The sequence below is a fragment of the Microcystis sp. M144S2 genome, from assembly GCF_020246065.1.
Classification (GTDB): Bacteria; Cyanobacteriota; Cyanobacteriia; order Cyanobacteriales; family Microcystaceae; genus Microcystis; species Microcystis ichthyoblabe_A.
In genome coordinates, this window is the sequence record NZ_JADBTR010000036.1 from 1 (window position 1) to 8,833 (window position 8,833).

Below are 8,833 nucleotides of genomic sequence, written 5' to 3' on the forward strand. Positions count from 1 at the left end.
GGTAGGAAAGCATGGGGATGAAGGTATGATAGCGAGATATGTAAAAGAACAAGATAAAGAATACCTGCAGCTACACCAAAATCTACAATTGAGTCTATTTTGATTCTGATACCCCGTCCGCTTGCGGCGGGGTAGTTCATCAAAAAATAATTTCCCTTACATAGCTTTATTTTCTCTCCGGTTAATTTTCGGTGACTTCTATCAGATTACAACATCTGCTCGAAAACTTGACAGACGCGGGGTTGAAAGCGCTGACGGTGTTTTATTTTTAAAAAAGGGCGCGTAAATTCGAGATAGCGAGGTGATAAACCGGAAGTATCGATGACTCGAATCGATCGCAATGTGCCTAATTCTAATTCCTTTTGAACCATTAATTCGGAAATCCCGGCAGCTGCCAAACTATTCTCGATGATTGCTTTCACCATTTCCCCCGTATTTAACACCAAAGTCACCTTTAATGTCCGTAAATCGATGCCCCAATTCTGTAAAGCTTCCTCGAATCTTTGTTGAGTTCCCGATCCCGATTCTCGCATTACCCAAGGGGTTTCCACTAATTCGGGTAATTCGATCGCTTCTCTTTTATACCAGGGATGAGAACGTCCGACAATAATTAATAGGCGATCGCTGCCGACGATCTCCTGTTCTAAACAATGTGTTAAATCACTCTTGACTTCTCCCTCGATTAATGCTAGGTCAAAACGTCCGTTAGCCGTACCCAGACAGATTTCTTCCGTATTAGCTAGGGTGCAGTTGATCTTAATTGCCGGATAGCGCTCCTGAAAATCGCTAATTTTTGCCGGGAGCCAATAGTTACCAATAGTCAAACTCGACCCTAATTGTAGTTCTCCCCGTTGCAAGTCGTTGAATTCCGCTAATCCCCTTTCTGTCAAAGTTACCTGGGTGAGAATGCGTTGCGCTTCTAATTGCAATAAACGTCCTGTTTCCGTGATCTCGATGTGACGACCGACGCGATGGAATAATTTCACCCCGTATTCACTTTCTAGGGAGGCAATGGCGGCACTGACGGCCGGTTGGGTGATATATAAAGCTTCTGCTGCTTTGGTGAAGTGGAGATGTTCGGCAGTCGCTAGAAAGATTTCCAGTTGATCTAGGGTCATTCTGGCCATGGCAAGGGGTTTTTTGTCTCTATTGGTCTTTCCATCATTTTAATTTATTAAATCAACAAGAAAGAATATTTGATTTTATTAATGGCTCTTTCTAGAGTAGAAGTAGGGCGATCGAGACCAGAAGAGCCGATTAAGGAAAAAATCCTATGACTACCATGATTACTGCCATATCCACAGCAATAGCGGCCTTTATTGCCACTAATCTCGATGACATCCTGATTTTGACGATTCTTTTCGCCCAGGTCAATAAACTTTTTCGCCGTCGTCATATCGTTATCGGTCAGTATTTAGGCTTTATACTGCTGATTTTGGCGAGTTTAACCGGTTTTTTCGGGAGTTTCTTGATTCCGGCTCAGTGGATTCGTTTTCTCGGCCTGTTGCCGGTGATTTTCGGGATTCGGAGTCTCTGGCAGCGAGAAGAAACCGAGACGGATAATCCTCTGGAGATGGCTGTAGAATCAGCACCGTCTTCTCCTTTGCTGGCCTGGTTTTCCCCTCAAACCGGTGCTGTGGCGGCAATTACCATCGCCAATGGCAGCGATAATATAGGGATTTATCTGCCGCTGTTCGCTAGTAATACCTGGCCAAATTTAGTCACTATCGTCAGCGTTTTTCTGATCTTGGTGGGTGTTTGGTGTTTTACTGCTCATCAGTTAACCCAATTACCAGCGATCGCTAATTTAATTAGCAGTCACGGCAGCCACTTTGTCCCCTGTGTGTTGATCGGTTTGGGTGTGTTTATGATCAAGGAAAGTCTTCCCCTGGCTTTCTTGGCCCTATCCTTAAGCTATGGATGGGCGCTTTTCCAGCAACAAGCAGAATCTATTTAATTTTTGATTCAATACAAATACATCTAAAAAGAGATTTTAGATTTTTTCCATACCATCTATAACTCAAGTGCCATAGAATAACATCATCTTCTCAAGCGATCAACTTGAAACTGACCCCTAGTCATCTCGATCATGTTATTTTTTCTCAAATCACCAGTGACGGAAAGCAAGACCAGCATTACACCGAAAAAAGTCAATCCCAATCGAGTCCGCGATCATCTGGCCAATGAACGCACCTATCTGTCTTGGATGCGAACAGCGATCGCATTAATGGGTTTTGGTATGGTTATCCTGCGCTTACGGGCCTTTCATCCTCCTCTGGTTCCCCGGCCCGGTTACGGCTGGAAATTGGGCTTAATGTTTGCTTTAGTAGGTTTATTGACCGTATTTTTGACCACAGCCCATTATTTTACAGTCAGACGAGATATAGATGAAGATACCTACGAACCAGCCGATCGATGGGTGGTACTATTTAGTTTAGCGATCGTTATTCTCGGTGCGGGAATTATCTATTTTGTCGCCACCAGTCCCGATCTGTTGATGGGTAGTATGATGACCTTCGAGTGAACTCTGGGGGTTAGGTTGGTTGGAGTAAGCGCCAACTGACCGTGACTAGAACCGTATAAAGCAGTATTTTTAGGGCATTTTTGGGGAAATATTCCGATAATCTTGCTCCCACTACTACCCCCGGTATCCCACCCAACCAGATGGGAAGTACCAGATTCCAATCTACTGTTCCTAATCCCAGATGACCGATGGAAGTACAGGTTAAGAGGATGGACGCTTGCGATAGATCTGTACCGACTAATTTGCGAGAATCAAGGTGAAAAAAGGTCATCAAGACCAATGCAAATAAGGAACCACTGGAAATACTGGTTAAACCGACCAAATAGCCTAAAACTGCCCCTAATATCGTTGTTTTTATCTGACCAGAGCGAGTGGTTAAATCTAATTTTGGCCAGGACCAAGGGGACAAATCGGGAAAAAATAAGGAGATTAGTAGTTCTAGGGCCGCTAGGACAGTCACGATCATCAAGACAAGACCGATGATAGGAGGCAACCATTGATCGAGATTGAGAGAGCTATTCTGCTGAAAATAGCGAAAACCGACTAATCCTAACAGAGAACCGGGTACACTGCCAATTACTAGCCATTTTACCACTTCTAACTCGATCGTTTGCTGTTGCCAGTGACGAACGGTGCCGACCACTTTCATCAACCCGGCCGCGACCACATCGGAACCCACTGCGGTGGTAGCGGGAACCTGAAATACAAAGATTAATAGGGGTGTAATCAAGGATGAACCGCCAATTCCCGTTAATCCCACGACAATTCCGATAAAAAAGCTAAATATTGTCAATAAAGAATAGTCCATTTTTGCCTCAGTTGTCTCTTTTCTCCGGTGCGTTTCTGGTGGTTAAGAGACAAAATTGATTAATTAAGCCTTTAGAACCGACTAAAAGAGCGAAAAAAAGTAATATTAAGCTTTTATCGCTGTTTAATCTTTTTAGTCTCTGTTTACAACCAGTAATCTCCCGAATCGAAACTTAATTTTCTTGCTATCTTGTAAAATGTAAGTGTATTTTAATACGATTGAGATTAAATCATGGTTAAAATACGGTCAAACCCTATACATTTTTTGCCAGAGGATTAACCACCGTGAGTATCATCATCGAGCAGGTATCGAAACAATTCGGCACCTTTACCGCTTTAGACAACATCAACCTAGAGATCAAATCGAATCGTCTGGTGGCACTGCTGGGACCGTCCGGTTCGGGAAAAACCACTCTCCTGAGAGCGATCGCAGGATTAGAACCCCCCGACACAGGCAAAATTATCATCAACGGCAAAGACACAACCCATTTAAATGTCAGAAAAAGGAATATTGGCTTTGTTTTTCAGCATTATGCGCTTTTTAAACACCTGACGGTGCGTCAGAATATCGCTTTCGGTCTAAATATTCGCAAAGCTACCCCCGACTACATTCAAAAACGAGTGGACAGTCTCTTGAGTTTAATTCAATTGCAGGGATTGGGCGATCGCTATCCGTCCCAACTATCCGGGGGTCAACGTCAACGGGTTGCCCTGGCCCGGGCCTTAGCGGTGGAACCGGAAGTATTATTATTAGATGAGCCTTTTGGGGCATTGGATGCCAAAGTTAGAAAAGAGCTGCGGGTTTGGTTGCGGCAGTTACACGAGGAGGTCCATGTCACCAGTGTTTTTGTCACCCACGACCAAGAGGAAGCCATGGAAGTGGCCGACGAGATCGTAATTTTTAATGAGGGTAAAATCGAACAGGTGGGGACTCCCGATCAGGTGTACGATCATCCTGCCTCTCCTTTTGTGATGAGTTTTATCGGCCGGGTGAATGTTTTACCACCAACCTCGGCTGCACTGTTCGAGCAGCTTGGGGGGGGTACTAACGGAGTCAAGATTTTCATTCGTCCCCACGACCTGGAAATTCTCTCTTCTCCCAATGGGTCTAGCATTGAGGCAAAAGTCGAGCGCATTATCCATCTGGGTTGGGCCATCGATGTGGAATTAATTCTACCGGATCGCTCTCTCCTGATTGCCCATCTGAATCGAGAACAACTGGCTCAACTGCATCTCAAAGTCGGGGATCAAGTTTATGTTCGTCCTCGGGATGCTCGCGTTTTTGCCTAAAAGTCAGCTTTATTGTTAGCACCTGACGAAAGTCCTAATAGGTGTAGGGTCATGAATGCACACGGCTGCTACTAGCTTCGCATCATGTACCTGCACACCCTTAGGAGTCTTATGCAAATAAGACTAAATCCGTTGAGTATAGGCTACTTATTCTTCCTCATTTTCAATAATCTTGGGTTGAAATTTAGTCAACAGTTGATTATAAATATTGTCATCAAGTGCTAGGGTCATTTTTCTTTCGGTTAGACTGAACTTTTTGGGTGTGTTACTACTTAACTTAAACCAGCGATTTTAACCAACCGTACCAAGCATCTAAACCTTCTCCTGTGGTAGCGGAAACTTGAAAAACTTTCAGATTGGGATTAACCTGATAGGCGTAATCTAAACAGCGATCGAGGTTAAAATTAACATAGGGCAGTAGGTCTATTTTTGTCAAGATCATGACTTGAGAAGCGTGGAACATATAGGGATATTTAATCGGTTTATCTTCCCCTTCGGTGACGGAAAGAATGACGACTTTGGCATTTTCTCCTAAATCAAATAAAGCAGGACAAACTAGATTACCGACATTTTCGATCATGACTAAAGAATTCATCGGTGGATCGAGTTCGATTAATCCTCTCTCTACCATTGATGCTTCTAAATGACAACCTGTTCCGGTGTTAATTTGGATAACCTGACAACCGGTTTCACTAATTTTTTGAGCATCATTAGCTGTAGCTTGATCTCCCTCAATCACACTGATAGGAATAGCGGTTTTTAAATCGGAAATTGTGCGAGTTAACAGGGTAGTTTTTCCCGAACCGGGGGAAGAAACCAGATTAAGAGCAACAGTTTTTCTACCCTTCAACCAACCGCGATTTTGTGCCGCTAATAGATTATTTTTTGCCAGCAGATTTTGCTCAACTTGGAGAATATTACCATGAATTTGAGCGTGAATTTCCGCAGGATGATGGGGATGCTCATGATCGTGAGCGTGAGCGTGAGCATGATCGTGAGCATGATGGCTATGACTAATAACAGTACCATCGGCTAAAATATGTTCATGGGTTCCCGTTTGCGGATTAGTTACCGTTACTTCCGAGTTATCAGAGCAACCACAGGTTATACACATAAGGATTCTGTCTCCAACGATTTAAGATTTAATTCTTGACCCTGTAAAATGATTATATTGCGACTACCACATCGATCGCAGATTCCGTAGGGATATTCTAGTTCTAGCTCATTTCCGCAATCTTGGCACTGTCCTAAACCGGAAATTTCCAGAATCTCTAACATTGCCCCCTCTATATTAGTACCTTGACAACAGGTATCAAAACAAAAAGCGATCGATTCTGGCATAATTGCCGTTAGTTTACCAATTTCTAACACCACGCGCTTAACTTTCATTCCTCGGGAATGTTCTAAAGCAAGTTCGATAATATTTTGGGTGATTCCTAGTTCGTGCATTTTCAGTTATCAGTTATCAGTTATCAGTTATCAGGGAACAGGGAACAGGGAACAGGGAAATTTCAACTAAAACCCCAAAACCCCAACTATTTGAGGGTTCAAAACAGCAAAAATAAGGATTAAATTGCCTAAAATCTGTAAATAGACCATTTAATTGATTATTATTCATTTTTAATTCTCCTGACTACTGACTACTGACTACTGACTCCTGACTTCTAACCCTAACAACAAACTTTTTCAGCAAACCCTAATTAACATATTCTCGGTAATTGTTCACCGACTAACATATCGAGAATCCTTTTAGTGCCGAAAGGGGTTTTTAAGTAAACTAAATTGGGGGGAGAAGCGACGACTTCCCCGATAGAAGCGGCATTTTTACCGTCAGGATGGGAACGCATCACTGCTAAAACGCGATTTTCCGCCTCCGGAGGCACGACAAGGACTAATTTGCCCTCATTTGCCAGATAAAGCGGTTCTAAACCCAATAATTCGCACATTCCTCGCACTTCTTCCCGGATGGGGATCGCCGTTTCCTGTACCTGTATTCCCACCCCTGAACTTTGGGCAAATTCGTTTAAAACCGTGGCTAATCCGCCTCTAGTGGCATCCCGCATCGCTTTAACTTCCGGGCAAACGGCCAGAATTGCAGAAATTAAAGAATTCAGGGCTTGACAATCGCTTTCGATTGTGCATTGCAGGTCTAATTCGCCCCTAGCAATCAGAATGGCGGCTCCGTGATCCCCCAGAAAACCGTTAATCAAAATGCGATCGCCAACTTGTAAATTATTCGCCCCGGAATTGATTCCAGCCGGAATTACTCCCACTCCAGAGGTATTAATAAATATTTGATCTCCTTGTCCCTTGGGAACGACTTTTGTATCCCCGGTGACGATTTTTACTGCTGCTTTTTCGGCGGCTATTTTCATGCTCGTAACGATGGTTTTTAGTGTGTCGATAGATAAACCTTCTTCGAGGATAAAACTACAACTGAGATAGAGAGGAATTGCCCCACCGACAGCCAAATCATTAACGGTTCCATTGACTGCTAAACTGCCAATATCACCCCCCGGAAAGAAGAGGGGAGAAACCACATAGGAATCGGTGGTAAATGCCAAGCGATCGCCTATTCCAGCTAAATCTTTAATTTCAAATCGGGCTTGATCTTCAAGGGTTGCCAGTAGGTTATTATCAAAATTATTCACAAATATCTCATTAATTAAATCCCGCATTGCGCTGCCACCGCTGCCATGGGAGAGAGTGATATTTGTGTCGGTAATTTTTGTTTTTTTTAATCTTAAAGAAGCTGAAGGAGTGCTAGTCATAAGTGAGGTAGGAAGTTTTCATTTTGGCGAGTCGGTGGTCGATAGCAAATTAGGTTAAACTTTATCTTGATCAGAAACGCTGTCATAGCTTACGGATAGATTAGCTTAATGGGTTTCTGGTATTTCTCGCACTTTTTCTACAGTTAAGTCCAAGGCTTGAGCAATTTGTTCTACCGTTAAACCTAAAGCCAATAAACGCGGCACAGATTCTAGTTTACCTTCCAGTTTACCTTCCAGTTTACCTTCCAGTTTACCTTCCAGTTTACCTTCCAGTTTACCTTCTTCTCGAACGTCTTGAAAATAACGGGTTTGTTTCAGTTCATCTAAACTAAACATGGCTTCTATCTCCCGGCGACTTAGACGTGGTAATTTATAAATAAGGATCGTTTCTATTAATTGTAGGAGGTTTTGCGGTTGGGTAAATTCAGTTCGCACTCGTTCAATAAGTTGTTTGGCTGTTGCCACTGCTTGATTTTCTTTAGCAATAATTAATTTTATAGTGGCAATACCGAGGGAATCTTGATTAATATCATCTAGTTCATCTAAATAGATTCGCGTCACTCTCCCAGATGTCAATAAGTCTTGATAACGTACAACCTGATCTGATTCTACCCGACGATGGGGATAAATGACCACCCCGCGCCAATCATTGTTAAAAGCAGTTTTACTGAGATATAAGAAGATTTCAGCAAAGAAACGGCCATAAAAATTCTGATCATCTTGAAATTGCACCTCGCAGAAATAAATAGGAATGCTAGGATCGGTAATATTGGGCAAAAATACGCCATCAATACGAAAAGCTAGTTGCTTGATTTCGACGGAATCAAAGCGGTAATTCTCTGCTTCTCTGGGGGAAAGATTGATTAATTCAAAGAAAATTGACGGATAAAATTGAAAAAGATCATAAAAAATACTGTCGGTTTTCATGCCCGGACTTGTGGTGTAAACTATGCAAAAATATAGAGATAGAGAGTTTTACTACTAATTAGCCTGATTATAGCAGTTATCTTTGCCAAAACCAATGCTAAAAGCCGATCCGGGAAAAGCTAAGTAGGTAGGTGTTAAAAGTTGTCAGATACCCCCCTTATTAAGCTATCCCTTATAGGGATCTTTCTTAACAATTTTTGCAGTAAGCACTCCAACCCTTATCCTGACTTGATTTCAGTTTTTTCTTTGTCAGTAAGGGTGTCAACAAGGAATATTACAGATTGTTAACCGAGTCTTGAAAGCCATGTGCGACAAAGGTTTGAAATGTTAAGAAAGATGTGACTAAAGGACAGCTTATTAAGGGGGGATTAAGGGGGGATCCCCCCGCCTATCGGCACCCCCCTTATCAAGCTATCCCTTATAGGGATCTTTCTTAACAATTTTTGCAGTAAGCACTCCAACCCTTATCCTGACTTGATTTCAGTTTTTTCTTTGTCAGTAAGGGTGTCAACAA

At 42.6% G+C, this 8,833-nt stretch carries 9 protein-coding genes and 2 pseudogenes; 4 read left to right on the top strand and 7 right to left on the bottom strand.

Annotation, left to right across the window (positions count from 1 at the left end; translation table 11 throughout):
- Positions 1-103, top strand: a pseudogene (locus IM462_RS04740) (IS200/IS605 family transposase); the annotation flags it as partial.
- Between the two features lie 103 nt (positions 104-206).
- On the opposite strand, the gene IM462_RS04745 reads toward IM462_RS04740, so the two are convergent.
- Positions 207-1,127: a LysR substrate-binding domain-containing protein gene (locus tag IM462_RS04745; RefSeq protein WP_287699674.1), complete on the bottom strand. Its 921-nt coding sequence runs from the start codon at positions 1,125-1,127 to the stop codon at positions 207-209.
- A 146-nt stretch (positions 1,128-1,273) separates the two neighbouring features.
- On the opposite strand from IM462_RS04745, the gene IM462_RS04750 reads away from it, so the two are divergent.
- Positions 1,274-1,957 (top strand): cadmium resistance transporter, encoded by a 684-nt coding sequence (locus IM462_RS04750; protein WP_287699673.1) that lies wholly within the window; start codon positions 1,274-1,276, stop codon positions 1,955-1,957.
- A 132-nt stretch (positions 1,958-2,089) separates the two neighbouring features.
- A complete protein-coding gene (locus IM462_RS04755; RefSeq protein WP_061432697.1) occupies positions 2,090-2,524 on the top strand; it encodes a YidH family protein in 435 nt (144 codons plus the stop codon).
- A 10-nt stretch (positions 2,525-2,534) separates the two neighbouring features.
- On the opposite strand, the gene IM462_RS04760 is transcribed toward IM462_RS04755, so the two are convergent.
- Entirely contained in the window at positions 2,535-3,332 is a 798-nt protein-coding gene (locus IM462_RS04760) for a sulfite exporter TauE/SafE family protein (RefSeq protein WP_147073092.1), read from the bottom strand.
- A gap of 284 nt (positions 3,333-3,616) precedes the next feature.
- Here IM462_RS04760 and IM462_RS04765 point away from each other — a divergent pair, with 284 nt between their 5' ends.
- Positions 3,617-4,621, top strand: coding sequence for a sulfate/molybdate ABC transporter ATP-binding protein (locus IM462_RS04765; RefSeq protein WP_287699672.1), 1,005 nt, complete (start codon positions 3,617-3,619; stop codon positions 4,619-4,621).
- A 150-nt stretch (positions 4,622-4,771) separates the two neighbouring features.
- Here the strand turns inward: IM462_RS04765 and IM462_RS20950 are convergent.
- From IM462_RS20950 to IM462_RS04785, 5 genes and pseudogenes are all read right to left on the bottom strand, one after another.
- Positions 4,772-4,852 (bottom strand): annotated as a pseudogene (locus IM462_RS20950) (transcriptional regulator); the annotation flags it as partial.
- A gap of 46 nt (positions 4,853-4,898) precedes the next feature.
- Complete coding sequence (hypB, locus tag IM462_RS04770; RefSeq protein ID WP_287699671.1) at positions 4,899-5,735, bottom strand: hydrogenase nickel incorporation protein HypB; 837 nt, start codon at positions 5,733-5,735, stop codon at positions 4,899-4,901.
- Positions 5,726-6,070 (bottom strand): hydrogenase maturation nickel metallochaperone HypA/HybF, encoded by a 345-nt coding sequence (locus tag IM462_RS04775; RefSeq protein WP_002732104.1) that lies wholly within the window; start codon positions 6,068-6,070, stop codon positions 5,726-5,728. Before IM462_RS04775 ends, hypB begins: the two co-directional genes overlap by 10 nt.
- 251 nt (positions 6,071-6,321) lie before the next feature.
- The gene (hypE, locus tag IM462_RS04780; RefSeq protein ID WP_104396953.1) at positions 6,322-7,392 is read right to left on the bottom strand and encodes a hydrogenase expression/formation protein HypE; all 1,071 of its coding nucleotides are present in this window, start codon (positions 7,390-7,392) and stop codon (positions 6,322-6,324) included.
- A 105-nt stretch (positions 7,393-7,497) separates the two neighbouring features.
- The gene (locus IM462_RS04785) at positions 7,498-8,319 is read right to left on the bottom strand and encodes an Rpn family recombination-promoting nuclease/putative transposase (RefSeq protein ID WP_287699670.1); all 822 of its coding nucleotides are present in this window, start codon (positions 8,317-8,319) and stop codon (positions 7,498-7,500) included.
- Positions 8,320-8,833 lie beyond the last annotated feature (514 nt).